Genomic DNA, 26,084 nt, shown 5'->3' on the forward strand with positions numbered 1-26,084 from the left:
GGGGCCGCTTTTCGTCTCTTAAACTTCCATAATCTCTTTTTCTTTCGCAGCGAGCACTTTATCGACTTCCGCGATAAATTTGTCCGTTGACTTCTGGATATCATCTTGATGACGGCGAGACTCGTCCTCCGAGATCTCCGTTTTCTCAAGCTTCTTGATATCATCATTCGCGTCACGACGGATGTTGCGAATCGCAACCTTCGCTTCTTCACCGAATTTCTTCGTCATTTTGACCAGATCAACGCGGCGTTCTTCCGTTAGAGGCGGAATCGACAAACGGATCATCGAACCGTCGTTGGCTGGAGTAAGTCCCAGATCGGACTTCTGAATCGCACGCTCAATTTCAGCCAGGGATGATTTATCCCAAGGCTGGATAGTCAGTGTACGGGAATCCGGGGTATTAATGTTCGCCAACTGATTAATCGGCGTCGGAGTTCCGTAATAATCGACTTGAATGCGATCCAGCAGCGAAGGAGCCGCTCTTCCGGCACGCAGAGTCGCCAAATCTCTCTTTAAGGCCTGAATCGCTTTATCCATACGTTCTTCAGCGTTTTTCTTAATCGATTGTGGCATTAATCTACACTTCCTTTCACAGTCGTTCCGATTTTCTCACCGAGGACTACACGCTTAATATTTCCTTGTTCCGTAATCGCAAAGACGATAAGCGGGATGTCATTATCCATGCATAGCGATGATGCCGTCGAATCCATTACGCCCAAGTTCTTGCTCAGCACTTCCATGTAGGTAAGCATTTCGTATTTTTCGGCTGCCGGATCTACGAACGGATCCGCTGAATACACGCCGTCCACTTTGTTTTTAGCCATCAGGATGACTTCGGCTTCAATTTCAGCCGCACGCAGTGCTGCTGTAGTATCCGTAGAGAAGAAGGGGTTGCCAGTACCAGCGGCGAAAATAACGACCCGGCCCTTCTCCAAATGCCGAATCGCGCGGCGCCGTATGTAAGGCTCGGCGATTTGCTGCATGGCGATTGAAGTTTGAACCCGTGTAGGCACGTCAATTTGCTCCAGCGCGTCCTGTAAAGCCAGCGAATTCATGACTGTCGCCAGCATTCCCATATAGTCCGCCGTAGCACGGTCAATGCCTTTGGCACTGCCCGCAATACCGCGCCATATGTTGCCGCCGCCGCACACGATAGCAACCTGCACGCCCAGCTCGACTACTTCTTTCACCTGCTCCGCAATCGACGAGATCGTTTCTGCGTCGATCCCATAACCGTTCTGGCCCGCTAGCGATTCCCCACTTACCTTCAATACAACACGTTTAAAAACTGGCTGCTCCAATTGTATACCCTCCACTTTAGATGAACCCTCTTAGAGGTTGCCCAGGAAGCAGCTCATATGCAAGGCTCGCTTCCCGGACTCACACAATTAAGGGCGTTAGGTTAAAAAAGAAGGAACACGACGTGTTCCATCTCCCTATAACATAAATGTTAATGATACGCTTATTGATTGACTTGGGACATAACTTCTTCTACGAAGTTATCCACTTTCTTCTCCAGGCCTTCGCCCAATTCGTAGCGGACAAAGCGGCGGATTGAGATGTTCTCGCCGATTGTAGCGATTTTCTCGTTAAGAAGCGTTGCAATCGTTTTGTCAGGATCTTTGACGAAGGACTGCTCAAGCAAGCAATACTCCTCGTAGTATTTGGAAATGCGGCCTTCAACCATTTTTTCAACGATTTTCTCCGGTTTGCCTTCGTTAAGAGCTTGGGCTTTAAGGATTTCCTTCTCTTTTTCAATTTCCTCTTGCGGAACGTCTTCACGGCGCACGTAGCGAGGGCTCGATGCAGCGATATGTAGTGCGATATCGCGAACGAATTCTTTAAACTGATCTGTAAGTGCAACGAAATCCGTTTCACAGTTGACTTCCACGAGAACGCCGATGCGGCCGTTAGCATGGATGTAGGATTCTACGATACCTTCAGTAGCAATGCGTCCTGCTTTTTTAGCAGAGGCAGCCAGACCTTTCTCACGCAGAAACTCGATAGCTTTTTCGATATCACCATTCACTTCTTCAAGCGCTTTTTTGCAATCGAGCATACCTGCACCCGTTTTTTCGCGTAGTTCTTTTACCGATTTTGCATCAACAGCCATTTTAAATTCCCTCCATATCGTTTATAGGACGTAATCTGTGACTTAAACCAGAGATTTATCCTTTAAAAAAAGGGCAGTGAGAGGTTTGACACCTACCAACCACCCTTTTCATTTAATTCATTGCTTATAATGGAAGCCCCGCATTAAGCTGTGGTTTGCTCCCCTTGGTTAGCTTCGATTACGGCATCAGCCATTTTGCCAGTCAACAATTTAACCGCGCGGATCGCGTCGTCGTTACCTGGAATGACATAGTCGATTTCGTCTGGATCGCAGTTCGTATCAACAATACCTACGATTGGAATGCCCAATTTACGAGCTTCCGCAACAGCGATGCGCTCTTTACGAGGGTCGATTACGAACAGGGCGCTTGGCAGACCCTTCATGTTCTTGATTCCGCCCAGGAATTTCTCCAGACGGTCCTTCTCCTTGCGAAGAATGATAACTTCTTTCTTAGGAAGCACTTCGAAAGTGCCGTCTTCTTCCCAAGTTTCCAACTGTTTCAAACGGTCGATCCGTTTTTGAATCGTTTGGAAGTTGGTCAAGGTACCTCCCAGCCAGCGTTGGTTAATGTAGAATTGACCAGCGCGTTCAGCTTCTTCCTTTACGGAATCTTGAGCTTGCTTCTTAGTTCCAACGAATAGAATTGTACCGTTGTCCTCAGCAATGCTCTTTACGAAGTTATAAGCTTCTTCGACTTTCTTAACCGTTTTTTGCAGGTCGATGATGTAAATTCCGTTTCTTTCAGTGAAAATATAACGATCCATTTTCGGGTTCCAGCGACGTGTCTGGTGTCCGAAATGTACCCCTGCTTCAAGCAGTTGTTTCATGGAAATGACTGCCATCTCCATGCACCTCCTAATGTTTTGGTTTTTTTGATGCTTCCTCCGCGGGTTTCATCCCCCGCCAAGACTTCTCGAAATCGTGAAAAGCACCCTTGGCAAAATCAACCCCCGTGCGTTATAACACCGTCAATTAATATACCATAAGTGGCAAATGGATGCAACCAATCTTCACAACTGTTTCCCCCGTTTGCCTGCCGCCGATAAAATGAGCAAAAACCATCCTATTTCTTAGATGGCTTGGCGGTTATTTTTGTAATGATCGAACTGTGCTTCTCGCCGACTTGAAACGAGTACGTCCCCGTTCTGATTTTTGTGTTGATGCCGCGCTTCGATGCTTCCTTGATAAATGCTTCGCTGCTCGGAATAATCCCCGCCTTCTGAAGCCCATCCGCCACTGAGGTCAAGGTGTCTCCGTATACGATTTTGTACCTTACCGATGTAGGTTCAGGCTCAGTGACCCCCGCCGGTTCGGCTGCCTCAGGCGCCTTGGTCTCCGGCTGCTCCGGCGTAACCGGATCGGCTGCTTCTGATTGACCGGCCGCAGTCTTATCAGAAGCATTCTCTCCGCCGGATTGCGGCTCCTGCGGCACTGCAGGCGTTTGCGGAGCTTTAGGCTTCTCGGGCTGGGCCGGTTCTTCTGCCGATCCCTCTTCCACTGCCTTTTCATCGGCCTTAGCTTTCCACTCGGCCTCAGTCAGCAGCTGCTCATCCTCACCCACAACCTTCAATTGAAGCTTCTCCGCGGCCTGGCGAACCTGCTCTTCCGTTACGAGCTTATTATGCTGGCCTTGTCCAATATTCATAATTTGCAGCAAGAACGCGCCGATGATCAGTCCAATTCCAAGTCCTAACATGAAGTTGCGATTTCTGAACATTATGCATCCTCCCTGTTAGCCAATTGCAGAATAAGCTGAACTTCGCCGCGCTGAATGCCGATAGTTTTGGCGATCATGTCGATAGACTTGCCTCTGGCATACAAATCGAACAATTCCGGATACCTGCTCCGCAGGGAATCCGCAGCCTCGGGCTGAGCCGGTTGTGCCTCCGGTACCTCTGCTGGTTTTTCTATCGTTCCCAAGCTTTTAGCGAATTCGGAGCTGGCTGGAGCCGGTTCGTTGTCATGCTGATGGGCTGCAGCCATTTGGGAGGATAATTCGCTGGATGCTGGAGACGGCGATGCCGCTGAGCTTTCCAAACCGCCCAAGCGGGACTCAAGCTGCCGATTCCACTGCTCTACCTCTAGCAGGCGCTGGCGCAGCTCGGCTATCGACTCCTGCTGCGACATTTGCTTGGAGGTCAGCTCTTGCTTCATCCCGGCAACCAATTCGATCAGCTCTGCGTTTTCTTTCTCGATGTCGGCCATATACTGTTCAAGGGTCGCCTCTATATTGCTAGCCTCACTCATGTTGCCGCTGAAAGAGTTCCTCGCTGGAAGAATAAACGCATATAGAATAGAGGTGGCCCCCAGTATGACAATATAAAACCACGGTTCTCCAAATGACAATGCAATCCACACCTTTTTTGCTGTGTATAGTATCTATGCTGTCTGCTGCTAGAGCGACAGGTCGATATGCCGTCCTTTATAAGGATGCTCCGCCTGCTCCTTCTCCCGCTCCTTCTGCTTCTCTTCTGCCTCAGCCTGCCCTTTCTCCTGTTCTGAAGCGGCATTTCCTTCTCTTTTAACGGTCTTATTGCGGGCGCTTCGCTCTAAAGATTGGCTCTTCTTGCGTTCAAGCTCGCTTGCTTTCATGTTCTGTCCGGCAAGTATGCTTTGGTCGATCAGCGGCCTTTGCTGCTGGTCCTGCTGAACGCGTCCTGCTTCGCTAGTACGAGGGACGGCGATTTGCATTTCAACGGATTTCATATTCATGAAAATCACCTCATGCGGAATTCGGACAATTTCATGTCTTTAAGTAGAGTTCTAAACGTATGCCGACATGGATATATCTCCTTCCGTGTAGTAGAAAGACATCCTTGATATAGGCTCTTTAATATATTTAGTGTATCTGCCTATAACGATTTTTGAGCCGCCATAAATCATGCTTAGAACATCTACCCGTGCGTTGCCCGTCTCCTCCAAGGCCTTCTCAATGTGCAGCATGCGCTCCTTGATATCCTCAAGCTCCTGCAGGCTCGATTTCTTGGTTAAGTTAAGCTTCGATCGCATCGCTACTTTATCCGGCGTAAGCTTGCCCATGGAAGCCAATTGATCCAAGAGGGTAAGCGCTTTCTCGGTCTTGTCGAGGCTTGCCATCTGCTCCTTCAGCTGTTGGCGCAATTCCAGCAGCTCATTGCGCAGTTCCGGAAGGACGCCGACTTCAATCGACGTCGCTGTAGACATTGGATTGCCGATAATTCTGGCCGTCACGCGTTCGCCTGCCTGAATGCTGCCACCGACGATCAATCCCTTGGAGCCGCTGCAGATAACATCCCTGCCTGCGCGAACATTGGAGTGCATAATGCTCTGCGTCACGACGACGTCCGCGCCGGCCGAGACGTTTCCGTCCTGGATGAAGGAACTCTTTACTTGCTGTCCTGCTTTAATGAGACCTTTATTATAACCGATAATTCCGCCCGTAATTTCGATCGAGCCGTCCGCGATGAGCTCGGCCCCTTCGACGCCGCCAATGACGCGAATATCCCCTGAAGCGCAAACCCGAAATCCGGTCAGAACGTTGCCTCGAATAACAACGGTCCCTACGAAATCTATGTTTCCGATGCTGTAATCCACATCTCCATTGACCTCGTAAACTGGAAAGACATTCAGCTTGCCTTTATCGGTTTGGGTGACCAGTCCGTCAATTGCAGCATACATCGCCGTTTGCTCAGAATTAAGAACGACGTTCTTCCCGATCTTAAAGCGGGCTGCCTTCCCATCCTTGCAGGGAATCGGCTCCCCTGTAACCGCTGTGCCAGGCTGACCAGGCACAGGCGGAACCAGTTCAGCGATAAGTTGTCCCCTCCGAACATTGTTTAGGCGAGTAATATCCTTGAAGTCCACCGTACCGTCATCGCCTTCCGAGGGGCGCCGCTGCTGATCCTCCCCATCGAGGGGCACAGCATAACGGATTGAACCGTCCTTGCCTTGCACGGGCTCGATCCCAATTGCAATCGGCGTCTTACTGAAGAAGTACTCTTTTGGGTTTAGGGCAAATCGCTTCACAATATCTTCCTGAATGCCGAATTTGATGCCTTCGCCGCGCAAAAAATGATTCAAGACTTCCGGAGTACAAGAAAACTCCTCGTCCTTCTTCAAAAACTGCAAATAGGCTACCGTTCTATCATCGTTCATCGTGACGCTCAGAATCTGCCCAAGATCATTCATATAATCCATAAGTCGTTCCTCCTTCCATCGATATACTGCCATAAGCCAATTGTACTCTTTAATCCTCCAACATCAACAAATCTTTCTGTTTCTCCAGGCTGCCGCGCAGTCTTAGTATAGCTTTGGAATGGAGTTGAGAGATACGTGACGGGGATAGAGACATCACCTCCGCAATTTCACTTAAGGATAAATCTTCATAATATAATAAGGAAACGACCGTCCGCTCTTTCTCTGTGAGCTTTTCAATTCCTTTAGCCAAAGAATCCTTAAGGAAGAATTCCCTTACCTTATAATCCGGATTCTTGGCCTTCTCATCGATCAGCAGCGTCAGCCGCGTCTCCGATTCTTCCTCACGGATCGGATCTTCAAGCGAACAAAGCGTCATTACAGCAACCTCTTGCAGCATGTTTTGAAATTCCCTTTCACTTACATTCAAATATTCGCTCATTTCAGAATCCGTCACGGAACGCAGATACTGCTGCTCCAGGTGCTGATATCCCTCTTCAATTTTCTTGGCTTTCTCCCGAACGGATCGAGGTACCCAGTCTCCCTGCCTCAATCCGTCCAAAATGGCGCCTCGAACTCGCCAAGAGGCATAGGTTTCGAACTGCAGCCCTCTTTTATAATCAAATTTCTCCACAGCATCAATTAAGCCCATTACGCCATTACTGGATAAGTCGTCTTTAGAGACATTTTTGGGAAGGCCCACAGCCAGACGTCCCGAAACATAATCGACAATGTGCAAATGCTTCTCGATAAGCTGCTTCTTGGCCTCAATATCTCCGTGTTCTTTCCATCGCTCCCACACATCGGCGTAGTTCAAAGTGGATGTCTTCCGCTCGTCCAATTGCCTTCACCCTCCTTAGTTTTCTGTCAGGTGACGAACAACCTTAGCCAGCTCTTCAGGATCTTTGTCATCAGGTTTCTTAACCAATCTTGGCGGGTTTAACGGTGTAAAATCGTCATTTCCTGTCTGACTTCCCGGTGGCTGCTTTAGCAATTCGTTCAATTCATCCGTTTCATCCGGTGTCGTCAAATCAAGCTGTCCACCTTTACCCTCGTCATCAAGAGGCGCGATCCGATCCTCGCTCGCAATTTCAGGAGACATCTCTTTCATGAAACCGATCATCCAATTGGCCGCATAGGATAGCCCAAACCAAACTACGAATGCGATGAGCCCCCGAATGAGGCTTGTCGTAAACAAGTTATTACTGGATGCGACTGCAAATGTAATCAAAAATCCCAAGAGTCCAAACAACGTGTAATACTTCAATTTTCCTGCCATGGCTACAATTCCTTTACACCCTTTTGTACGCTGCGAATAAATAAAATACCCGTTTCGCAATCAAGCTCGATGGTTCTTCCATAATTGCCTCCCGTATCCTCCGCCAGGAGCGGGATTCCCAACTCCGACAGCTTATCCTTACAGGATTCTACATTTCTCGGCCCAATTCTTAACGAATCTCCAGTTCCTGCAAAGGTGAACATTTGAGATCCGCCAGCCATTTTGGCCACAATCCGTCTTTGCTCCGCGCCAGCTGCCAACAGTTGCTGCAACAAAGCCGGTACTGCAGTATCCGCATATTTCGCAATATTGAGCGAACCCTCGCGGGCGATCGTAGATGCCGGGAGCATGACATGCGCTAGTCCTGCCACTTTAACGACAGGATCATACAAAGTTAGTCCCACGCAAGAACCAAGCCCTGTCGTCCGAATTAGTCCTGATTGCTGAATAATATTGAGATCTGCCATACCGACCTTTACGATTCGCTGCTCCTCAATCATTCATCGGTACTCCTAAAGCAGTAAAAATTTTGTCGAAGGATTCGGGGTCCGGGATGAGAAAGAATTGACCCTCCACTTCCTGCTGATCCTCGATGAATGTCGTGTCAATCAGCAGTGCGGAGTCCCCCATCTCCCCAGACTGCAGCAATCCGTATCCGAGTATCGCCCCCGCCATGTCCATCGCAAGCGCAGGAACGGTCGGCAGCATGGCAAGCGACGTAAAATCGGCCAGAGAGGAGAGGTAGGAACCGGCCAATATATTGCCGATCTCCGACAGGGCCGACCATTCCATCTCGGAAAACTCCTCTTCGCTCTCCACATGGATTCCGGCAAGCCGGCGAACCAGCTTCTTAGCCGCTTCTGGACTAAGAACAAAGAATAGATTCCCCGGTGCGTCCCCCTCGACTCTTAAAAACACGGCTAAAACAACGCTTTCCGCTCCTCCCACCGTGTCGGCAACGGCCTCGAAAGGCAGCATTTGGACTTTGGGAACGGCCATATCTATCGGTTTATCGAGTAGTCTCGATAAGGCGGTAGCAGCATTGCCTGCACCGATGTTCCCGACTTCCTTTAAGACATCGATTTTAATGTCTGCAAACCCTTTAAAGAGATCCACCGCTTCATCCCTCTAAGCTTTCCAATTGAATGATCTCGGAACGGTTCAGCACCTCAGACAGGTTCAGCATGACCAGGAGGCGCTCGTCGGAAATACGGGCGACACCATGCAGGTACTTCGCTTTAATCCCGCCTACGACATCCGGCGGGGAATCGATCACATCGCTGTTCAGATCCATCACATCGTTCGCGGAATCTACGATGAAGCCAACCTCCATCTCATTCACTGCCACGATAATGATCCGGGTCTGTTCGGTGTATTCAGACTCCGGAAGATCGAAACGCCCGCGTAAATCGATGACAGGAATGACTACGCCGCGCAGGTTGATAACTCCCTTGACGAATGAATACGTCTTCGGCACGCGAGTAATCGGCATCATACGCTCGATGGTCTGCACCTTGTCGACCTCAATGCCGTACTCTTCCTCACCCAGTTTAAATACGATGACTTTCATTTCCTCTCCCATGGAACATCCTCCTTAATGGTTATGGCAAAGAACAGTCTGTCCTGCCTGCCGCGTGAGTGTTATGCCCTTACTTAATAAAAGCGTTAGGATCAATAATAAGAGCTACTTGTCCATCGCCTAAAATCGTCGCACCAGCAACCCCTTGAACAGGAGGCAAATATTTACCTAGATTTTTAATGACGATTTCGCTTTGGCCAATGAAATCCTCTACCGTCAAGGCTGCCAGCCGATCCCCCTTCCGGATAACGACGATTTCCGTCTCCTCTTCAGCTTCCTCATCAAAATCGCGAACCTCGAACAGGCTGGCTAAAGACATCAGAGGAATATGGGCCTCGCGGTAAGGCACCATCGTATATCCGTGTACGCTGCGAATCTGCTTGCGCTGGATAATTGCCGTTTCAACGATCGATGACAGCGGAATAGCATATTTCTCGGAGCCGACCTTGATCAACATCGCCGAAATGATCGAAAGGGTCAGCGGAAGCTGCACCGAGAACTTTGTCCCTTTGCCCAAGGTCGAGGTTACGGATACTTCACCGCTGAGCGACTCGATTTTCGAGCGTACTACATCAAGTCCTACACCCCGTCCGGAAATGTCCGAAATGACGTCAGCCGTACTAAAGCCGGCAGCGAACAGCAGCATGTACACTTCTTCGTCCGTCATAGCAGCGGCTTCGCTCTGTGTGACAATTCCGTTCTTCAGCGCCTTGTTCAGAATTTTCTCGCGATCGATCCCGCCGCCGTCATCCTCGATTTCGATGAACACGTGATTGCCGCTATGGAAGGCGCGCAGCTGCACCGTTCCTGTCTCCGGCTTGCCAGCCGCGATTCGCTGAGCTGTCGGTTCAACCCCGTGATCCACGGCGTTTCTAAGCAAGTGGACGAGTGGATCCCCAATCTCATCGATAACTGTACGATCCAGCTCGGTCTCCGCACCCAGGATCACAAGATCGATTTTCTTATCCAGCGATTTGGCCACATCCCGAACCATCCGCGGGAACCGGCTGAACACGGTATCGATTGGGACCATCCGCAGCTTAAGAACGATATTCTGCAGGTCGCTTCCCACTCGGCTCATATGCTCCACCGTCTCGGTAAGGTCTGAACGCTTAATCTCATGGGCAAGCTGCTCCAGTCTCGAGCGGTCGATCAGCAATTCGCTGAGCAGATTCATCAGCACATCCAGCCGCTCGATATCGACGCGAATTGTTCTGGAAGGAGCCGCTCCACCGCCGGCACGAGGGCTTGCCTTCGCTTCCGAGGCCGCTGGCTTGGAAGAGGCCTGCGGAGCTGCTGCCGGCTTGCTGTCCGCTGCTGCAGCCGCTTCCGCAGTTGGGGCTTCGGCAGCTCCGGCCGCTGCTTCCTGTGCGCCGGAGGCAAGCTGGTTCAGCGTCTCATGATCAAGCTGCAGCACTTGCGCCGACTCGATCTCGGATAGATTTACGATCATGCTCTGCAGTTCCGATGCATCCTTTTGCGTTATGTAATACAGAGAAAAGCTGCGATCAAATTTCTCCTGCTCGATCTCTTGCACCGAAGGATGGGATTTAACGATTTCGCCATAACGCTCAAGCAGATCGAATACAAGATAAGCGCGGGCAGCCTTCAATTGGCAGTCTTCGCGGATCGCCACCTCAATGTACAATACCTTATGGCCTTCCGAGATCGACTGCTCCAGGACTGAATACTGGAATTCGTCGAGCTGAATCCCCGAATGAACCGCTGCGGCTCCCTGAGCTGCTTGCCCGGAAGCGCTGCTGTCCGTTCCGCCAGGAGCCTCACCGCGAACGATCGCCTGAAGTGAAGCTACGATAGATTGGACATCGGCCTTGCCGTCGCCCCCCTGGGTAATGTCCTGAACCATCATTTGCAGAGCATCCAGACTCTTGAACAGCGTGTCAAAAATATGATCCTGCATTTTCAGTTTTTCATTGCGTACAAGATCAAGGACATTCTCCATCTGGTGCGTGAGCGAGGACAAATCCTCGAACCCCATCGTCGCAGCCATCCCTTTCAGGGTATGAGCGGAGCGGAAAATGACTTGCACGATTCCGATGTCGTCTGGAGCTTTCTCCAGCTCTAGCATATTCTCGTTTAATGATTGCAAATGATCGTTGGACTCATCGATAAACATGGATAAATACTGATTCATGTCCATGGTGAGGCACCTCCTCTAAGAGATTCCTTATTTCACTACTTGTACAAGCTTAGGGCCTATTTCCTGCAACGGTAAAACATGGCTTACACAATGGAGTTCAATGGCCGAGCGAGGCATGCCATAAACGACGCAGGTCTCTTCACTCTCGGCAATGGTAGAGGTCACTCCAGCCTCATAAAGCTTCTTCATCGCCCTCGCTCCGTCACTCCCCATGCCCGTGAGAAGCACGACATGCTTCTTGAGAACGGCAAGCGGCAGAAGCGATTCATAGAGCACCTCTACCGATGGCCGATGACCATTTCGCGGCTCCTGGCTGCTTAGGGAAACCTTATATCCCTCTGAACTTGAAACTATATTCATATGAAAACCGCCAGGCGCTATATATGCCGTTCCAGGCTGAAGCTTCATTCCTTCTTCTGCCTCGACAACCCGCAGCTGGCTTAAGCTGTCTAGTCGCTGCGCCAATGATTTGGTGAAATTCGGCGGCATATGCTGAACAATGACGATAGGAGCCGGGAAATTGCGAGGTATTTTTTCCAGCACGGTCTTTAATGCCTTAGGTCCGCCGGTCGACGTGCCGATGGCGACAATGTCGGTAAAATCGGTTCTGGCACCCGGTTTCCCACCCTCCAAATTGCCTCGCTGCTGTTGTGCAGGTAATTTGGAGCTTGAATCTTCCTTAAGCCCTGTGGCCGATGACGGTGCGTCTTTCTTCAGGCCGGGAAGCCTCACCGCTCCTTGATTCTGAGGGGCAGCGCTATTCCTATGCTTTGCTCCGTCACCTCCAGACGGCGATTCGGTCTTGGCCGCCCTTCTCGCCTTTTCAATCTCCGTCTCCTGTTTAGGGATTGCTCTATTCAAGGAATCCTGCTGGCCTCGTTCCAGCTTGGAGGCCTGGCTCCGGGCAGCCTGCTCAGGCAGCACTTGCTCCGTTCCTTTTCCAGGCGTATTGCGTTCAGGCAATAGCGTGTCCGCCGCCCGCTTCAATTCGCCAACCACAGAACGTGCCGGCTTGTTCTTGACAGCTGGGCGGCGTACCTCCTGTTCAACCGGGGCTTTCAGCGCCAGCTGCTCCCTTGCCGCTTTCCGCTCCCGCATCAGCATAGCCGTGCGGATCTGTTCATGCAGCTCGCGTTTTACCTGCCCAACGTCATGTGTGCTGGTCGAAGCAGACGGCTTCCGAATGAAATCAAATGCGCCCAGCTCCAGCGCCATAATCGTCTCCCGCATCCCCTGCTCGTTAATGCCCGAGAGCATAATAACCGGAAGCGGCTGACGCTTCATAATGATCTTCAGGGCATCCAGCCCGTTCATCTCCGGCATTTCCACATCCATCGTCACTAAATCCGGTGACAATTCAGCAATTTGCTCGATGGCCTCTCGCCCGTTCCGAGCAGTGCCGATAACTTGGAAATCCGGATCCTGCTCAATTAAATCCGATACGATCTTCCTCATGAATGCGGAATCATCAACCACCATAATCCGGTAAGGCATCGTCCCACCCCTGTTCCTTAATACAGAATCATTTTGTGCGTTTGAGCCATCTGTGCATAAATCCTTTGATTCCTGTCAAGGTATCCTTTTGCCCTATCTGTGGAACTTCCAAATATCTCATAGCCAAACGTTGTATGTCACGTGAAGCCGCACAACTGGGAAATGCGGTTAAAAATGGGATTTGCTTCTTGACCGCCTGCATAACGTGCGAATCGTCATGCATATATCCAAGCATCGGGATCTCAATATCTAGAAAGCGCTTTGCTACCAATGACAGCTTATCTGTGACCTGCTGCGCCTCCTGCTGTCCTGAAGCCCGGTTAATGACGAGCCGAAACGGAACCTGCTGCTCCATTCCGTGCACAACCTTGATTAGGGCGTATGCGTCCGTTATCGATGTAGGCTCCGGAGTCGTCACCACGATACACTCATCGGCTGCCGTAATAAATTTAACCGTTTCTTTGGACAAGCCTGCACCCGTATCAAAAATGATATAATCCATCTTCTCTGAAATCTCTTCAATTTGAGATGTAAAATAGTTCAGGTCAGATTCCGATAAAGTAAACAAGTCCGCCATTCCCGAGCCGCCTGCAATGAAGGGCAGACCGTTTGACCCTAGCTCGATGATCTCCTCTAAATTACGTTCGCCTTTCAGCAGATGGTACAGATTGTATCTGGCCCGGACACCCATAAGCACATCGATGTTCGCCATGCCGATATCCGCATCAAAGATAAGCACTTTACGCCCAAGCGTCCTTAGAGCTAATGCAAAATTCAACGTAAAGTTGGATTTTCCGACACCGCCCTTCCCGCTGCTCACGGTTAGGATACGGGCTGAGTGGGTTCTGGACGCCTGCCGCTCCGGAGAACCATCCAGCTTCGATACAAGCCGCCGAAGGGATTGGGCTTGATCATTCATGTTCGCTTGACTCCAAGGAGCATATCCGTGAACAGTTCATTAGTTGCAGGCAGCAAATCATCGGGTACATTTTGACCATTTGTCACGTACGATACCTGCATGGGATATTCATTCAACAAATTGTAAATGGGACCCACGCTTTGCGTTTCATCTAGCTTCGTAAAAATCACCTTCTGGATGCCGTATTTGCTAAAATGCTCAGTAATCTTCTTCATATCACGACTCTTGGAGGTTAGGCTTAGCACCAAGTAAGTTTCGCTAAGCTCCGCTGGGGTTAACAAGCTATGCAGTTCTGCAACGTAAAGCTCATTCAGATAGTTCCTTCCGGCCGTATCCATCAGCACCAAATCGCAATGCTGCAGCCGCTGCATAGCCCTTTGAACATCCCCCGGCGATTGGACGACCTCGAGCGGAACATTTAGGATCGATGCATAGGTGCGCAATTGCTCGATCGCCGATATGCGGTACGTATCCGCAGTAATAAAGCCCACCTTCTTGCGGAGCCGAAAAATCTGATCCGCCGCAAGCTTGGCAATCGTCGTTGTTTTCCCGACGCCTGTAGGTCCGACGATATAAACTACTTTCGTGCCATCCTGAATACCTTCTCCGATGCGCTCCTTCATGAAGGACTCCGCCCTCGATCTTACCGAATCCAAGAGTTCCTCATCGCTCATCGTCCTCTGGCCGTTCTCCCAAGCCTTGTAGGTCTCGTCAATCCAGAAATCAATTAGCTCGGCGCTGACCTCTTGCTCCATGAGCCGCTCCTTGACTTCATTCAACGGTTCGGGCAGCTCTGGCAAGCCTTCCTGGAAGCGGGCCAGCTTGGCCATCAGCATCTTCATTTGCTCGATCTCTATGAAGAGCCGATCTTCCTTTGCGCTTGATGCCGAGGGCTGCAAGGATCTTTCCTGATCTGCCTGGCTCGAATTCATGGAAGCGGAGCTGGTCATTTTGTCCGAGGACAAACGATTACGCTCGTCTTCCGAAAGAGGATCCTCCTTCCTTGCGGCCGCCATCACAGCTTCGGACAAGCGGTTGTTGCCAGCTGAAATCTGCTCCCTCACTTCTTCCTCCCTAACTGACACCGGCTTCGGGTTTCCTGCCCCTGCTCCCTGTGACAGCAGTGCCGAGGTTTTCCGGTAGGCCTCTGGAACAGCCTGCGGTGCAACCGGCGGAAAGGCGGCAGCAGAGGCGGGCCGAGAAGGCTTCCCTTTCGGAACTGCCGCCTCCTTGCTTTCTGTTGCGGCGATGACCTCGATCTTTCTTTTCCGAAACATGCCGAGAAAACCGCCAAGCTTCAGCTCTTTCGTGCTTAAAATAACGGCGTCGCTTCCAAGCTCATCGCGGATTTTCTGCATGGCATCGGGCATTGCATCGACGATATACCTTTTTACTCTCATAAGTTGACCACTCCGACACTCTGAATTTCGACATTCGGCTCAAGCTCGCTATACGACAGCACTGGGATGTCCTGCATCGTCCGCTCGATCACCTGCCGCAAGTACATGCGGATCGTTGGCGAGGTCAGCACGATCGGCTGCTGTCCGGATTGAACTAGCCGGTTGATTTGCTCCGTCAGTTTCTGGTAGACCGTTTGAGTAGAGGCTGGGTCAAGGGCCAAATAACTTCCCTGCTCGGTTTGCTGCACGCTCTCGGCAATCTTCTTCTCAAGCGTGGGCCCTACGGTTATGACCTTCATCGTCTCGCCATGCTGCGTATACTGCTGCGTAATTTGCCTTGATAATGCCTGTCGCACGTATTCTGTCAGAACGTCAGGATCCTTCGTATAGGTCCCGTAATCGGCCAACGTCTCAAAGATCGTTACCATATCCCGGATAGAAATTTTCTCACGCAGCAATTTGGCTAATACTCTCTGCACATCCCCGATTGAGAGAACCGAAGGGATAAGCTCATCGACAAGAACGGCGTAATTCTCACGGAGGTTATCGACAAGCGTCTTCGTCTCTTGTCTGCCGAGAAGCTCGTGTGCATGCTTCTTGATCATTTCCGTCAAATGGGTGGCCACGACGGAAGGCGGATCAACCACAGTATAGCCTGACAGCTCGGCCCGATCCTTCGTTGATTCATCAATCCAAAGTGCCGGTAATCCAAAGGCCGGTTCCTGGGTCTCTATTCCTGTAATCGAATCGTCATCCATCCCAGGACTCATGGCCAAATAGTGATTAAGTAATAATTCACCATTACCTACGACATTTCCTTTTATTTTGATCACATATTCATTCGGTTTAAGCTGAATATTGTCGCGAATACGGATGACAGGTACGACAAGCCCCATTTCCAGGGCGCATTGCCGCCGGATCATGATGATCCTGTCCAGCAGATCCCCGCCTTGCCCAGTATCCGCTAACGGGATCAAACCGTAGCCAAACTCGAATTCGATCGGATCAACCTGCAGCAAATTGATAACACTTTCCGGACTGCGCACCTCTTCGATCTCCTGTTCCTCTACCTCCTGCTCCTGCTGAGCCTGACGGCGGTCCAGATTTTTCTGCATCCTGTAGGCCGCAAAACTCAGCATGCCGGCAAAAGGCAGCGTCGTAAGCGCCCCAATGGGGGTAAAAAGACCTAGAAGAGCGATGGTTCCGGCAACCACATAAATCAATTTCGGGTAGGAGAATAGCTGGCCCGTAATATCCTCCGCCAAATTCCCTTCGGACGAAGCCCGAGTAACGATAAGACCCGCCGCCGTCGAAATCAGCAGCGCAGGAATCTGACTTACAAGCCCGTCCCCGATTGTAAGCAAAGAATAAGTAGAAAGGGCATCTTTAAATGGCATCCCATGAATCGACATCCCGATGATGAATCCGCCGATCAAGTTAATTAGAAGGATGATGATGCTGGCGATAGCATCGCCTTTGACGAACTTGCTCGCCCCGTCCATAGCTCCGTAGAAATCCGACTCTCGCTCGATCTTACGCCGGCGATCCCGAGCTTGCTGCTCATTTATCAAGCCGGCATTCAAATCAGCATCGATACTCATCTGCTTGCCCGGCATCGCATCCAAGGTAAAGCGTGCAGCTACTTCAGCTACGCGCTCCGACCCCTTGGTAATGACAATAAATTGGACGACAACAAGGATAAGGAATACGATAAAGCCAACAACAGGCTGCCCCTGCGATACCCAGGCTCCAAAAGTCGCAACAACGTCCCCGGCCTTGGCTTGTCCCAGAATCAGCTTCGTCGTTGATACGTTAAGCGCTAACCGGAACAAGGTAGTTATGAGGAGCATGGCAGGAAAGATGGAGAACTGCAGCGCTTCCTTCGTATTCATCGCAACAAGCAGAATCATTAGAGCGATCGATATGTTGATAATGAGAAGAATATCTAGAAGCCAAGTCGGGATCGGAAGAATCATTAATAGAACGATGCCGATAATACCCACAAGTATAAATAAATCCTTAGCCTTCTTCATGGCTCCGCCTCCGATCCCGTCCATTATTTCGTCTTACCTTTCATTCTATATACGTAAGCCAGCACTTCGGCTACGGCCTGAAACAAATCTGCGGGAATCGTATCCCCGATTTCCGCTCTTTGGAACAATGCGCGCGCCAGCGGCTTGTTTTCCATAATAATGACGCCGTGTTCCTTCGCAATTTCTCGGATGCGCAAGGCGACGTAATCCTGACCCTTGGCCACGACTTGCGGAGCATCCATTTCCGAGCCCTCATACTTCAGGGCAACGGCAAAGTGGGTCGGGTTCGTAATGATAACATCCGCTTTAGGAACCTCTTGCATCATGCGCTGCAGCGCCATACGACGCTGTCTTTCGCGTATTTTTCCTTTGATCAGCGGATCCCCTTCCATTTTCTTGTACTCATCCTTAACGTCCTGCTTCGACATTTTTAGATTTTTCTCGTGATCGTATTTTTGATACAAATAATCAAGAACCGAGAGTACAAACAAAGCTGCGCCAATTTTTAATCCTAAATTCATCGTTAGCTTCGAAGTGAAGTAAAACGCATCTTCGATCGTAACATGTCCCAGGGAAGCAATATTGCCGCGTTCACTCCAGATGGTTGAATAGACCAGGTAACCAATAATCGTTAATTTGAGAAGGGACTTCAGAAATTCAACTAAAGACCGTATAGAAAAAATTCTTTTGAACCCTTGGATGGGATCGATTTTTTTGAGCTGCATCTTTAAAGGTTCCCCCGTAAGGAGAAAGCCGACCTGGGCATAGTTTGCTACAGCAGCCATAACGACCACGATCAGCAGCAAAGGGGCGAGAAGCAGCAAAATTTGAACGGCATAGTCCCCGAACAGCACCATGACATTTTCTTTCGTTACGTCCATATTCAGCCGGTGGAAATACACGTCAGAGAAAAGAGAAAGCAGCTGCTCCTTCATATATCCCCCGAACATTAACAAGCTTAAAAATCCCGATAACAATACGACTGAGCCAGATAAATCCTGGCTTTTGGCAACTTGGCCTTTCTTCCGGGCATCCTGCCGTTTCTTGGGCGTGGCCTTCTCTGTTTTCTCACCGGCAAACAACTGCAGATCCAGCGGATACCGGAACGACATAACGATCCCCCTATTCTACTTAGGTCTTTGCCCGATCGTACCGAACAAATTATGTAACGATTTGAATAATACCTGAAATAAATTCTCGAACGCGTAAATTAAGCTTGGGATAAGCAGAAGAAGCATAGCTAGCCCAACCAGAATTTTGAGCGGAATCCCGATCACAAAGACATTGAACTGGGGAGCCGTGCGAGCCAAAAATCCAAGCGCCACGTCGGTTACGAACAATGCAACCACCAGCGGGGCAGCCAATTGGAATGATAATAAAAATGCTTGACTAAAGGTCGAGACCAGGAACTCAGAAAGATTGCCTTGACTTATTCTCTGAAATAATTCATTGGATAAAGGCATCCAGTTATAGCTGCGTATTACCGCATCAAGCAGGTAGTGATGCCCATTCATCGATAAAAATAATAACGTCGCAATGATGTACTTGAAATTGCCGAGCACGGGCGCCGAGGACCCGGTCATCGGGTCAATGACATTGACGATTCCAAAGCCCATTTGAATATCGATAAACGATCCTGCCATTTGAATCACCGTGAATAGCAGCTGGGCAACATATCCCATTAACAATCCGATTAGCAGCTCACGGATAATAAACAATATGTAGCTGTAATCCGTCGGTACAGGTTGATTAAAGCCTTTAATGATCACTATCAACAAGGCAACGGCGGCAGATAATCCGATTTTGAATGAGTTGGGAACGCCCCGCGATGAAAATATCGGCGCTACGACAAAAAAAGCCGTCATTCGACAAAAAACAAGCAAAAAAACTGAAATTCCTTGCAATAAAATCTCCATAATCCTTAGCGCCTAACCGATATATTTAGAAAGATTATTTAGGATGCCGTAGGTGAAGTCCACCATGGTCGTTAAAATCCAAGGCCCAAAGAACAGCAGGGCAAGCAGGACGGCAATAATTTTCGGCACGAATGCAAGCGTCTGTTCCTGGATTTGAGTCGTTGCCTGGAATATACTCACGATCAGCCCGACGGCCAACCCAATGACCAGCATGGGCGCGCTCACCTTTAAAACGGTATACACCGCTTGCCCGGCCAACCCGATTATAAAGTCCGTATTCATCCGTCTTCCCCCCATGTTGATGTAATCCGCTTATGCCAGTCAGCCGGAATCCGAATCCGAATCCGATCCGCATTCCGGCTAAGGACTAAAACTTACTAGCAGCGACTTTACGACAAGGTACCATCCGTCGACTAGTACGAATAACAGGATTTTAAAAGGAAGTGATATCATTACGGGCGGCAGCATCATCATCCCCATGGCCATCAGAACACTCGAAACCACAATGTCAATGATAAGAAAAGGTATAAATATCATAAAACCCATTTGAAACGCCGTTTTAAGCTCACTGATGGCGAAGGCAGGCACCAGGACCGAAATCGGTAAATCTTCATAACTTGCTGGCTTTTCCGTCTTGGTATAGCTCATAAACAATTGCAGATCCTTAGGACGGGTATGCGAGTACATGAACTTCTTCATCGGAACGGCAGCTTTATTCAGAGCTTCCGTCTGCGTCAGTTCGCCTTTAATATAGGGCTGTAAAGCCACCTCATTAATCGTAGACAATGTCGGACTCATGACGAAGAGCGTAAGGAACAGGGCCAAGCCAATCAATACCTGGTTAGGAGGCATTTGCTGCGTTCCCAGCGAGCTGCGTACAAATCCAAGTACGACGACCATTCGCGTAAAGCTTGTCATAAGAACCAGGATTGCCGGTGCGATACTTAGTACCGTAATGAGCAAAATTAGAGATAAAGAGCTTGTACCAGGCTGTCCATCCGAATTTCCAATTTGTATTCCGATATCCGGGATCGGATTCACTGGAGCGGCTGAAGCGGCCGACACAGTCAGCACACTCCATAACGCAAGCAATAATCCAACAATTAAGACCTTTTTCTTCATGAATTCCTCAACCGATCTGTAGATTGTTCTTCCTTGTCCTGAAGGAGTTCCTCCACTTGCTGCTTCCGAGAAGGCATCTTTCTTAGCTGTGATTGAAACACTTCATGGAATGCCGTCTCGTCCAGCTCCTCCTCTTCCGGAGAGTTTTTACGAAAACGAGAGACCAAGCCGCCTATCGCGGAAGCCAGGCCGGAAAACTCTGTTCTTTCCTCCGAAAATGCCTGGAGCAGCAGCGCTACTTCTTCCGGATCGCTTATTTTATCCACCAAGGAAATGTCTTCGCCAACTCCGACAAGGTAGACATTTCCTCCGATTTCAATCACCTGCAAGGATTTATTCGGTCCCAGACCGACGGCTCCGAGCGTGCGGATCGATCGGTTTTGGGACAGATAACGGTTCCTGTTACCGAGGAAACGAATTAATAACACAATTAAAACAATGATGATAGCCAGCACGACGATAACCGTCAGCAAGTTACCCCAAATATTAATATCACTGCCAATCGGCTGAAAGTCCGGCTGATTCGAGTTCATCTCTTTAGTCCTATAAGCCTAGCGTTTTATTGATGGCTTCAATAACCCGGTCGGATTGGAACGGCTTAACGATGAAGTCTTTGGCACCAGCTTGAATCGCATCGATGACCATAGCCTGTTGGCCCATCGCGGAGCACATAATAACCTTCGCATTAGGGTTTAGTTGTTTAATTTCTTTGAGCGCAGCAATACCGTCCATTTCAGGCATAGTGATGTCCATAGTTACAAGGTCCGGGTTCAGCTCCTTGTATTTCTCAACGGCTTGCGCGCCGTCCTGTGCTTCTCCCACAACCTCAAAACCATTTTTCGTCAAAATATCGCGGATCATCATTCTCATAAAAGCTGCATCGTCTACGATTAGAATTCGGTTTGCCATTGATATAAAATCCTCCCTAAACTTCTACTATTGTAATTTTTGAATTCGGTCCCATTGGCTAACAATATCTGTCACACGAACTCCAAAATTCTCATCAATGACGACAACTTCGCCCTTGGCGATCAATTTGTTGTTCACTAGAATATCTACTGGCTCACCGGCAAGCTTGTCCAGCTCGATAATCGAGCCCTGGGACAATTCCAGGATATCCTTGATTTGCTTCTGGGTCCTTCCTAATTCTACGGTGACTTTAAGGGGAATGTCCATCAGTAAATTCAAATTATTCTCATCCGCTTGTCCATAGGCAGGAGCCCCGAAATTCGCGAATTGCACAGGCTGAACATTTAAGTTGCGCCCTTGCATTCCGCCATAATGCTGAGGCTCATTATATGGCCGTCCTTGCGGCGGATAGTGCCCCTGATCCTGCATTGGCGGCATCATCGGCGGCTGCTGAGCCGCTGGCATCGATGCATGCTGAGCAGACATCGGCGGCTGAGTATGCGCAGGCATCTCATCCAATGACGGGGAAGGCAAGGATCCCGCTCCTGACTCTGAAGCTGGCGCTGAAGATGCTGCTGGTACGGAAGCCGATACCGCCGCACTGTCCAGGGGAGTCGTCGATTCGGTAACCGTTCCATTGATCAGATTATCCACCATCTCTTTCGAGAACTGCACCGTAAGAAGCTGCATGATTGTCGAATCAATCAAATCTCCGATAGTAAGCCTGAATGAAATTTTAATGAGTGTCTCATCGGGGGGCAGACTTCCCACCCCGGTTCCGTTCGACATATTCAGGATATCGATGCCCGGGGGTGAAATATTAACAAACCGGTTAAATATGGTCGACATCGATGTTGCCGAGGAACCCATCATTTGATTCATCGCTTCTTGTACGGCGCTAATATGAATATCATTCAATTCTTCCTCTGCCGGATTTCCATCCCCGCCAAGCATAAGATCCGCGATGACCTGAGCATCCTTCGTCTTAATGATCAGCGAGTTAATCCCTTCAAATCCGTCTACATATTGGACATGGATTGCTACATGCGGCTTAGGAAACTCCGTTTCGAACTGAGAGCGCGTAATAATAGAAACTTTAGGGGTCGTAATATCGACTTTTTTGTTCAGCAGAGTAGATAATGCCGTAGCCGCGCTGCCAAACGTAATATTTCCGATCTCACCCAAAGCATCCTGCTCCAGAGGCGTCAAGTAATCATCTACCGTAGGTTCAGGCGGTGTATCGCTATTCGCCTGCTTTAGCAGAGCGTCAATTTCCTCTTGGGATAAATAATCTTTACTCGTCAAGTTCCTCAACTCCTTCGCTGACAATTTCGTCAATTTGAACGGCGACTCGGTCTTTGAGCGTACCCGGACTGCCGATATACTTCAATTTGTCGCCGACTCTTATGGCGAGCCCATCATGAACAGGCTTGTTTAGGGAAATTACATCCCCTACGGATAGTCCCAGGAACTCTTGGATCGTAATTTGCGACTCACCAAGTTCAGCAACGATCGGCAGCTTAGCTTTGTTTACGCGGTTGCGAAGGGCGTCAACCTCTTCGGGAGCGCGCGATTTCTTCTGGGATACGAACCAATGATGAACCGAGAGCTTCGGCATGATCGGCTCGATGACGACATGGGGAATACAAAGGTTGATCATTCCCGTAGTATCACCAATTTTAGTGCTCAGCGAAATGAGTGCTATCGTCTCGTTGGGCGATACGATTTGCATAAACTGAGGATTCGTCTCCAATCCTTCCATTCTCGGACTAATGTCTATAACGGTTTTCCAGGCTTCCTGCAGACTTTCAAAAGCTCGGCTGAAAATCCGTTCCATGATGATCGTCTCAATCTCGGTCAAAGACCCGATTTTGGACGGGGCCATGCCAATCCCGCCAAGCAATCTGTCCAGCATGGCGAAGGCGACGTTTGGATGGACTTCCAGTACCATTCTTCCTTCTAATGGCTCTGCTTCAAATATGTTAAGTATCGTCATCTTCGGTATGGACCGGATAAATTCGTCATAGGGCAGCTGCTCGACTTGGACCACGTTAATTTGGACGAAGGTTCGAAGCTGCGCAGAAAAATAAGTGGTAAGATATCTAGCAAAATTCTCGTGAATTCGGGTTAAACTGCGGATATGATCCTTAGAAAATCTCACCGCCCGTTTGAAATCGTAAGCCCGAATTTTCTTTTGCGTCTCTTCCTTTTTTAATTCCTCTGCATCCATTTCACCAGAAGACAGCGCAGCGAGCAGAGCGTCGATTTCATTCTGCGATAATACATCTACCAAACATCTCACCCCCTTCAAGGATTTAATCTATCGATATTGCTCTAGATTGCCTGCATCATAAAATCCGTAATATCGATTTGAATCAATTTCCCTTCCGGTAGCGATGTATTGATCAAATTCAGCAATTTCGTGCTTAAGTTATCTTTACCCTTCGCGCCAATCAGATCCTCTGGCTTCGTATCGGCAAGCGTCTTAATGATAATCGGCTTAATTTTATAATCCTTGATTTTATCAAAGGCTTCCTTCGATGCTTCCCGATCCAGTTGAAACGCAAAGTTCATGACCACTACGTAATTCGGATCCGACAAATTCGTTTTGATGCCATCGATGGTTGATGTTACTTTTACTAATTCATCCGCTGATAGCTGCGCAGGCCGGCTTACATTTTGTACTGCTTGGTTTACCTCGTTGCCTGGAGCAGGTCTATTAAATTGATTCACCAGCAGAAAAGCTGCCATTACGATCAAAGTGATTGCAAGTAACATCGTAATGAGCCAAGGCGCCATTTTCTTCATGACTATTCCTCCGTTTGTTGCACTTTAATGGTTGCTGCATGGATACCGATCTCACTGTAGTATTCATTGACCTTCGCGATAATCTCGGTTGCCTTCTCCAGCACGATCATACGCTTACCCGTTACGAGGGTTACATATGTATCAGGAGTTTCTTCTACTGTCTCGATCATGATGGCATTCAGCCAAGCCTGCTGCCCATTCAAGCGTGTTACAGATATCATGCTAACCCTCCGTTCAAGACGGGAATCGTGTTTTTGAAAAAAGAGGCGGAGGAAGGAGATCACCCTCCCCCGCTACTTAAAGACTTAGCGCTTCAGATTTACGACTTCCTGGAGCACTTCATCGGATGTCGTGATGATTCGGGAATTCGCTTGGAACCCGCGCTGCGCTACAATCATTTCCGTAAATTCACCGGTGAGGTCGACGTTGGACATCTCAAGCTGACCGGAAATAATCGCACCCGTTCCCGCCTCAGCGTTATTCCCTGTTGTCGGCTCTAAATCATCCACGTTGGCATTCGGGCTCAAACGGTACAGATTTCCGCCAATCTTCTCCAAGCCTTCCGGATTGACCACGCGAACTACCCCGATCGATTCACCTGCTACAATCTCGCCATCAGCCATTTTCTGCATAATGGTTCCATCCTGTGCTATCGTAAAGGCTACAACCTCTTCGTCCAGCGGCTCGAGCGGTGCTCCGTCAGCACTCCAAACTCGCAAGCCGTCGGAGGTTACCAGCTGGCGGGCAGCGTCCAAATGGAAATCTCCTGCTCTTGTCAAGAAAGGCACTTCCTGATCCTCAGAGAGGGTGACCATGAAAAATCCGTCTCCATCAATCCGCAAATCAAGTGGATTATTCGTCGTCATCGCACTGCCGGATGTATGGAGCGTGTCAATGGAGCCGATCGATACACCAAGCCCAATTTGCTTCGCATTGATGCCGCCGGCCCCTTCATCTGAAGGCGCTGTAACACCGGACACCGTCTGGCTCATGATATCCTTGAACATAACGCGTCCTGCCTTGAACCCTACAGTATTGACGTTAGCGATGTTGTTGCCGATAACGTCAAGCTTGGTTTGAAATCCGCGCATTCCGGATACGCCCGAATACATCGATCTTAACATTGTCTCTATTCCTCCTTGGAATGATGTTTGCTAAAAAGTCACTTCAGTCGATCCGTGACTCATTGGCCTTCCGTTTCCGGGCCAGCCAATTTAAGAAATAATAACAGCACTATCAATTTGAGTGAACACATTATTCTTCATGCTATTTCCATCCATCGCTGTAACTACCGTACGATTATGCACGTTAACGATCAGCGCCATATCCTGCATTAAGATAAGCGAGTCCTTAGCGCCCTTCGCCGCGGCATGGTCAATGGCCGATTCAATCTGATGGAGCTGCTCAGGCTTCAATTGAATCCCTCGCTGTTCAAGCCGCTTAACCGCATGATTGCTGAAATGAAGCAGCCGATCCTGCAGCATCGCTTCAAATGTAGCATCCTGCGTTTTCGGCAATCCCGGGTTCTTAAGCTGCTGAAGCTCATTCGGCTGAATTCGCCCCGGGTACAGATTGCCTATACGAATGGGGTCATTCATGGCGAATCAGCTCCATCGGAAGTCCCGTTTCCATCCTTCTGCTGCTCCACATCGGATTCTGCAGGCTCACCCGGATCAGGTGTCAAATCAGCTGGATCATCAGGTAATGGAGGGGTCTCCTCAGGAACTTCTTCAATTTCAAGAATATCCGACAGCTTGATTTCCTTGCTGCCTACTTTGGCATACTGTACGTTTTCGCGAATGACGATTCCTTCGACTATGCCGCTTCCAGTTGAAGTAACCGTATTTTTCCCCGTCTCAATATTGTATTCGTCAACATGATCCGTTTGGATCCACGAGACTCTTTTACCGATCAGTCCGGAGACCGTACCTAAAGACTGATTCATGACATCCAGCTGCTTAGAAATATTCATCAGTTGCTCTACGGATGTGAACGTAGCCATTTGCGCGATAAATTCCTTGTCCTGCAGCGGCTGCATCGGATCTTGGTTTTGAAGCTGGGTAATGAGTATTTTTAGAAATTGGTCTTTGCCTAAGGTCTGGTTATCCTCTTTGCTTTTGACGGGTACATTCTGTGCCGAATAACCGGGCCAAGCAACACTTGTAAAATTAGACACGG

At 49.3% G+C, this 26,084-nt stretch carries 31 protein-coding genes; all 31 read right to left on the bottom strand.

The window, feature by feature from the left end; genetic code table 11:
* Window positions 1–18 precede the first annotated feature (18 nt).
* The 31 genes from frr to BN2762_RS19010 all read right to left on the bottom strand — a co-directional run bounded on the left by frr (window position 19) and on the right by BN2762_RS19010 (window position 26,082).
* On the bottom strand, window positions 19–573 hold the full coding sequence (gene frr / locus BN2762_RS18860; RefSeq protein ID WP_055108431.1) for a ribosome recycling factor: 555 nt from the start codon (window positions 571–573) through the stop codon (window positions 19–21).
* Window positions 573–1,301 carry a UMP kinase gene (pyrH, locus tag BN2762_RS18865; protein WP_055108432.1) on the bottom strand — a complete coding sequence of 243 codons (729 nt, stop codon included), beginning with the start codon at window positions 1,299–1,301 and terminating at the stop codon, window positions 573–575. Before pyrH ends, frr begins: the two co-directional genes overlap by 1 nt.
* A gap of 161 nt (window positions 1,302–1,462) precedes the next feature.
* Entirely contained in the window at window positions 1,463–2,113 is a 651-nt protein-coding gene (gene tsf / locus BN2762_RS18870) for a translation elongation factor Ts (RefSeq protein ID WP_055108433.1), read from the bottom strand.
* Between the two features lie 143 nt (window positions 2,114–2,256).
* On the bottom strand, window positions 2,257–2,955 hold the full coding sequence (rpsB, locus tag BN2762_RS18875) for a 30S ribosomal protein S2 (protein WP_055108434.1): 699 nt from the start codon (window positions 2,953–2,955) through the stop codon (window positions 2,257–2,259).
* A gap of 221 nt (window positions 2,956–3,176) precedes the next feature.
* On the bottom strand, window positions 3,177–3,830 hold the full coding sequence (locus BN2762_RS18880) for a hypothetical protein (RefSeq protein WP_055108435.1): 654 nt from the start codon (window positions 3,828–3,830) through the stop codon (window positions 3,177–3,179).
* Window positions 3,830–4,360: a hypothetical protein gene (locus BN2762_RS18885; RefSeq protein ID WP_230202543.1), complete on the bottom strand. Its 531-nt coding sequence runs from the start codon at window positions 4,358–4,360 to the stop codon at window positions 3,830–3,832. Before BN2762_RS18885 ends, BN2762_RS18880 begins: the two co-directional genes overlap by 1 nt.
* 147 nt (window positions 4,361–4,507) lie before the next feature.
* Window positions 4,508–4,825 (bottom strand): hypothetical protein, encoded by a 318-nt coding sequence (locus BN2762_RS18890; RefSeq protein WP_055108437.1) that lies wholly within the window; start codon window positions 4,823–4,825, stop codon window positions 4,508–4,510.
* Between the two features lie 51 nt (window positions 4,826–4,876).
* Window positions 4,877–6,289 carry a DUF342 domain-containing protein gene (locus BN2762_RS18895; protein WP_055108438.1) on the bottom strand — a complete coding sequence of 471 codons (1,413 nt, stop codon included), beginning with the start codon at window positions 6,287–6,289 and terminating at the stop codon, window positions 4,877–4,879.
* A gap of 49 nt (window positions 6,290–6,338) precedes the next feature.
* Entirely contained in the window at window positions 6,339–7,127 is a 789-nt protein-coding gene (locus BN2762_RS18900; protein WP_055108439.1) for a FliA/WhiG family RNA polymerase sigma factor, read from the bottom strand.
* Between the two features lie 15 nt (window positions 7,128–7,142).
* Window positions 7,143–7,565, bottom strand: a complete 423-nt coding sequence (locus BN2762_RS18905) for a hypothetical protein (protein WP_055108440.1) — start codon at window positions 7,563–7,565, stop codon at window positions 7,143–7,145.
* A 2-nt stretch (window positions 7,566–7,567) separates the two neighbouring features.
* Window positions 7,568–8,065, bottom strand: coding sequence for a chemotaxis protein CheD (locus tag BN2762_RS18910; protein ID WP_055108441.1), 498 nt, complete (start codon window positions 8,063–8,065; stop codon window positions 7,568–7,570).
* Window positions 8,058–8,681, bottom strand: coding sequence for a chemotaxis protein CheC (locus tag BN2762_RS18915; RefSeq protein WP_055108442.1), 624 nt, complete (start codon window positions 8,679–8,681; stop codon window positions 8,058–8,060). Before BN2762_RS18915 ends, BN2762_RS18910 begins: the two co-directional genes overlap by 8 nt.
* Window positions 8,682–8,685: 4 nt before the next feature.
* The gene (locus BN2762_RS18920) at window positions 8,686–9,147 is read right to left on the bottom strand and encodes a chemotaxis protein CheW (RefSeq protein ID WP_055108443.1); all 462 of its coding nucleotides are present in this window, start codon (window positions 9,145–9,147) and stop codon (window positions 8,686–8,688) included.
* A gap of 67 nt (window positions 9,148–9,214) precedes the next feature.
* The gene (locus BN2762_RS18925) at window positions 9,215–11,305 is read right to left on the bottom strand and encodes a chemotaxis protein CheA (RefSeq protein ID WP_055108444.1); all 2,091 of its coding nucleotides are present in this window, start codon (window positions 11,303–11,305) and stop codon (window positions 9,215–9,217) included.
* Between the two features lie 27 nt (window positions 11,306–11,332).
* Complete coding sequence (locus BN2762_RS18930; protein ID WP_055108445.1) at window positions 11,333–12,799, bottom strand: protein-glutamate methylesterase/protein-glutamine glutaminase; 1,467 nt, start codon at window positions 12,797–12,799, stop codon at window positions 11,333–11,335.
* A 28-nt stretch (window positions 12,800–12,827) separates the two neighbouring features.
* Window positions 12,828–13,718 carry a MinD/ParA family protein gene (locus BN2762_RS18935; RefSeq protein WP_055108446.1) on the bottom strand — a complete coding sequence of 297 codons (891 nt, stop codon included), beginning with the start codon at window positions 13,716–13,718 and terminating at the stop codon, window positions 12,828–12,830.
* The gene (gene flhF / locus BN2762_RS18940; RefSeq protein ID WP_055108447.1) at window positions 13,715–15,118 is read right to left on the bottom strand and encodes a flagellar biosynthesis GTPase FlhF; all 1,404 of its coding nucleotides are present in this window, start codon (window positions 15,116–15,118) and stop codon (window positions 13,715–13,717) included. The genes BN2762_RS18935 and flhF overlap by 4 nt, the downstream gene beginning before the upstream one ends.
* On the bottom strand, window positions 15,115–17,151 hold the full coding sequence (gene flhA / locus BN2762_RS18945) for a flagellar biosynthesis protein FlhA (RefSeq protein ID WP_055110215.1): 2,037 nt from the start codon (window positions 17,149–17,151) through the stop codon (window positions 15,115–15,117). The genes flhF and flhA overlap by 4 nt, the downstream gene beginning before the upstream one ends.
* A gap of 23 nt (window positions 17,152–17,174) precedes the next feature.
* The gene (gene flhB / locus BN2762_RS18950) at window positions 17,175–18,263 is read right to left on the bottom strand and encodes a flagellar biosynthesis protein FlhB (protein ID WP_055108448.1); all 1,089 of its coding nucleotides are present in this window, start codon (window positions 18,261–18,263) and stop codon (window positions 17,175–17,177) included.
* A gap of 15 nt (window positions 18,264–18,278) precedes the next feature.
* Window positions 18,279–19,067 carry a flagellar biosynthetic protein FliR gene (gene fliR / locus BN2762_RS18955; RefSeq protein WP_055108449.1) on the bottom strand — a complete coding sequence of 263 codons (789 nt, stop codon included), beginning with the start codon at window positions 19,065–19,067 and terminating at the stop codon, window positions 18,279–18,281.
* Between the two features lie 12 nt (window positions 19,068–19,079).
* A complete protein-coding gene (fliQ, locus tag BN2762_RS18960; protein ID WP_055108450.1) occupies window positions 19,080–19,349 on the bottom strand; it encodes a flagellar biosynthesis protein FliQ in 270 nt (89 codons plus the stop codon).
* A 78-nt stretch (window positions 19,350–19,427) separates the two neighbouring features.
* Window positions 19,428–20,189, bottom strand: a complete 762-nt coding sequence (fliP, locus tag BN2762_RS18965) for a flagellar type III secretion system pore protein FliP (protein ID WP_055108451.1) — start codon at window positions 20,187–20,189, stop codon at window positions 19,428–19,430.
* Entirely contained in the window at window positions 20,186–20,722 is a 537-nt protein-coding gene (locus BN2762_RS18970; protein WP_055108452.1) for a flagellar biosynthetic protein FliO, read from the bottom strand. The genes fliP and BN2762_RS18970 overlap by 4 nt, the downstream gene beginning before the upstream one ends.
* 10 nt (window positions 20,723–20,732) lie before the next feature.
* Entirely contained in the window at window positions 20,733–21,098 is a 366-nt protein-coding gene (locus BN2762_RS18975; protein WP_055108453.1) for a response regulator, read from the bottom strand.
* Between the two features lie 27 nt (window positions 21,099–21,125).
* Window positions 21,126–22,403 carry a flagellar motor switch phosphatase FliY gene (gene fliY / locus BN2762_RS18980; protein ID WP_055108454.1) on the bottom strand — a complete coding sequence of 426 codons (1,278 nt, stop codon included), beginning with the start codon at window positions 22,401–22,403 and terminating at the stop codon, window positions 21,126–21,128.
* Window positions 22,393–23,391 (bottom strand): flagellar motor switch protein FliM, encoded by a 999-nt coding sequence (fliM, locus tag BN2762_RS18985; RefSeq protein WP_055108455.1) that lies wholly within the window; start codon window positions 23,389–23,391, stop codon window positions 22,393–22,395. The genes fliY and fliM overlap by 11 nt, the downstream gene beginning before the upstream one ends.
* A gap of 41 nt (window positions 23,392–23,432) precedes the next feature.
* Complete coding sequence (locus BN2762_RS18990) at window positions 23,433–23,906, bottom strand: flagellar basal body-associated FliL family protein (RefSeq protein WP_055108456.1); 474 nt, start codon at window positions 23,904–23,906, stop codon at window positions 23,433–23,435.
* A 2-nt stretch (window positions 23,907–23,908) separates the two neighbouring features.
* Window positions 23,909–24,127, bottom strand: a complete 219-nt coding sequence (locus BN2762_RS18995) for a flagellar FlbD family protein (RefSeq protein ID WP_055108457.1) — start codon at window positions 24,125–24,127, stop codon at window positions 23,909–23,911.
* An 84-nt stretch (window positions 24,128–24,211) separates the two neighbouring features.
* On the bottom strand, window positions 24,212–25,030 hold the full coding sequence (flgG, locus tag BN2762_RS19000) for a flagellar basal body rod protein FlgG (protein ID WP_055108458.1): 819 nt from the start codon (window positions 25,028–25,030) through the stop codon (window positions 24,212–24,214).
* Window positions 25,031–25,120: 90 nt separating this feature from the next.
* Window positions 25,121–25,504 carry a TIGR02530 family flagellar biosynthesis protein gene (locus BN2762_RS19005; RefSeq protein WP_055108459.1) on the bottom strand — a complete coding sequence of 128 codons (384 nt, stop codon included), beginning with the start codon at window positions 25,502–25,504 and terminating at the stop codon, window positions 25,121–25,123.
* Window positions 25,501–26,082, bottom strand: a complete 582-nt coding sequence (locus tag BN2762_RS19010; protein ID WP_055108460.1) for a flagellar hook capping FlgD N-terminal domain-containing protein — start codon at window positions 26,080–26,082, stop codon at window positions 25,501–25,503. The genes BN2762_RS19005 and BN2762_RS19010 overlap by 4 nt, the downstream gene beginning before the upstream one ends.
* Window positions 26,083–26,084 lie beyond the last annotated feature (2 nt).

Origin of the sequence: Paenibacillus ihumii (assembly GCF_001403875.1) — a bacterium.
Lineage (GTDB): Bacteria > Bacillota > Bacilli > Paenibacillales > Paenibacillaceae > Fontibacillus > Fontibacillus ihumii.

What these genes read in the sequence shown, in the direction of transcription:
- flgG (WP_055108458.1), bottom strand. Translation starts at nt 25,030, where the DNA reads ATGTTAAGATCGATGTATTCGGGCGTATCCGGAATGCGCGGATTTCAA.
- rpsB (WP_055108434.1), bottom strand. Translation starts at nt 2,955, where the DNA reads ATGGCAGTCATTTCCATGAAACAACTGCTTGAAGCAGGGGTACATTTC.
- BN2762_RS18990 (WP_055108456.1), bottom strand. Translation starts at nt 23,906, where the DNA reads ATGAAGAAAATGGCGCCTTGGCTCATTACGATGTTACTTGCAATCACT.
- BN2762_RS18995 (WP_055108457.1), bottom strand. Translation starts at nt 24,127, where the DNA reads ATGATATCTGTAACACGCTTGAATGGGCAGCAGGCTTGGCTGAATGCC.
- frr (WP_055108431.1), bottom strand. Translation starts at nt 573, where the DNA reads ATGCCACAATCGATTAAGAAAAACGCTGAAGAACGTATGGATAAAGCG.
- BN2762_RS19005 (WP_055108459.1), bottom strand. Translation starts at nt 25,504, where the DNA reads ATGAATGACCCCATTCGTATAGGCAATCTGTACCCGGGGCGAATTCAG.
- BN2762_RS18880 (WP_055108435.1), bottom strand. Translation starts at nt 3,830, where the DNA reads ATGTTCAGAAATCGCAACTTCATGTTAGGACTTGGAATTGGACTGATC.
- BN2762_RS18885 (WP_230202543.1), bottom strand. Translation starts at nt 4,360, where the DNA reads ATGAGTGAGGCTAGCAATATAGAGGCGACCCTTGAACAGTATATGGCC.
- BN2762_RS18905 (WP_055108440.1), bottom strand. Translation starts at nt 7,565, where the DNA reads ATGGCAGGAAAATTGAAGTATTACACGTTGTTTGGACTCTTGGGATTT.
- BN2762_RS18925 (WP_055108444.1), bottom strand. Translation starts at nt 11,305, where the DNA reads ATGGACATGAATCAGTATTTATCCATGTTTATCGATGAGTCCAACGAT.
- fliP (WP_055108451.1), bottom strand. Translation starts at nt 20,189, where the DNA reads ATGAAGAAAAAGGTCTTAATTGTTGGATTATTGCTTGCGTTATGGAGT.
- BN2762_RS18890 (WP_055108437.1), bottom strand. Translation starts at nt 4,825, where the DNA reads ATGAATATGAAATCCGTTGAAATGCAAATCGCCGTCCCTCGTACTAGC.
- BN2762_RS18895 (WP_055108438.1), bottom strand. Translation starts at nt 6,289, where the DNA reads ATGGATTATATGAATGATCTTGGGCAGATTCTGAGCGTCACGATGAAC.
- BN2762_RS18975 (WP_055108453.1), bottom strand. Translation starts at nt 21,098, where the DNA reads ATGGCAAACCGAATTCTAATCGTAGACGATGCAGCTTTTATGAGAATG.
- flhA (WP_055110215.1), bottom strand. Translation starts at nt 17,151, where the DNA reads ATGAAGAAGGCTAAGGATTTATTTATACTTGTGGGTATTATCGGCATC.
- tsf (WP_055108433.1), bottom strand. Translation starts at nt 2,113, where the DNA reads ATGGCTGTTGATGCAAAATCGGTAAAAGAACTACGCGAAAAAACGGGT.
- BN2762_RS18920 (WP_055108443.1), bottom strand. Translation starts at nt 9,147, where the DNA reads ATGGGAGAGGAAATGAAAGTCATCGTATTTAAACTGGGTGAGGAAGAG.
- fliR (WP_055108449.1), bottom strand. Translation starts at nt 19,067, where the DNA reads ATGGAGATTTTATTGCAAGGAATTTCAGTTTTTTTGCTTGTTTTTTGT.
- BN2762_RS18930 (WP_055108445.1), bottom strand. Translation starts at nt 12,799, where the DNA reads ATGCCTTACCGGATTATGGTGGTTGATGATTCCGCATTCATGAGGAAG.
- flhB (WP_055108448.1), bottom strand. Translation starts at nt 18,263, where the DNA reads ATGTCGTTCCGGTATCCGCTGGATCTGCAGTTGTTTGCCGGTGAGAAA.
- BN2762_RS18910 (WP_055108441.1), bottom strand. Translation starts at nt 8,065, where the DNA reads ATGATTGAGGAGCAGCGAATCGTAAAGGTCGGTATGGCAGATCTCAAT.
- BN2762_RS18935 (WP_055108446.1), bottom strand. Translation starts at nt 13,718, where the DNA reads ATGAATGATCAAGCCCAATCCCTTCGGCGGCTTGTATCGAAGCTGGAT.
- fliQ (WP_055108450.1), bottom strand. Translation starts at nt 19,349, where the DNA reads ATGAATACGGACTTTATAATCGGGTTGGCCGGGCAAGCGGTGTATACC.
- flhF (WP_055108447.1), bottom strand. Translation starts at nt 15,118, where the DNA reads ATGAGAGTAAAAAGGTATATCGTCGATGCAATGCCCGATGCCATGCAG.
- BN2762_RS18970 (WP_055108452.1), bottom strand. Translation starts at nt 20,722, where the DNA reads ATGAACTCGAATCAGCCGGACTTTCAGCCGATTGGCAGTGATATTAAT.